The sequence below is a fragment of the Oceanobacter antarcticus genome (genome assembly GCF_044962685.1).
Taxonomy (GTDB): Bacteria; Pseudomonadota; Gammaproteobacteria; order Pseudomonadales; family Oceanobacteraceae; genus Oceanobacter; species Oceanobacter antarcticus.
The window spans coordinates 1-620 of the sequence record NZ_JBBKTX010000061.1 but is presented as its reverse complement, the minus strand read 5'-3'; the positions used below and the strand labels follow the sequence as shown (position 1 = coordinate 620).

Here is a 620-nt window from a genome sequence, read left to right as displayed (position 1 = left end):
CGTCAGGTAGGTGTCCCTTACATCCTGGTATTCCTGAACAAGGCCGACCTGCTGGCTGAAGACTGCGGTGGCGCAGACTCAGAAGAATACGCAGAGATGCTGGAACTGGTCGAAATGGAACTGCGTGACCTGCTGTCCGAATACGACTTCCCCGGTGACGACACCCCCATCATCCCAGGTTCAGCGCTGATGGCCCTGAACGGCGAAGATGACAATGAAATGGGTACTACCGCTGTCAAGAAACTGGTAGAAACGCTGGACAGCTACATTCCTGAGCCAGAGCGTGCGATTGACGGTGCGTTTATTATGCCGATCGAAGACGTCTTCTCGATTCAGGGTCGTGGTACCGTTGTTACCGGTCGTGTTGAGCGCGGTATCGTCCGTACTGGTGAAGAAGTCGCCATTATCGGCATCAAGGACACCATCAAGACCATCTGTACCGGTGTTGAAATGTTCCGCAAGATTCTGGACGAAGGCCGTGCGGGTGAAAACGTCGGCGTTCTGCTGCGTGGTACCAAGCGTGACGAAGTTGAACGTGGACAGGTACTGGCGAAGCCAGGTTCTATCACGCCTCACACCAAGTTCGAATCCGAAGTATACGTACTGGGTAAAGATGAAGG

General features: G+C 53.9%; 1 protein-coding gene. It reads left to right on the top strand.

The annotated features are described in order from the left end of the window. A partial coding sequence (locus tag WG929_RS20885) for an EF-Tu/IF-2/RF-3 family GTPase (RefSeq protein ID WP_416207611.1) occupies positions 1 to 620 on the top strand: 620 nt, incomplete at both ends.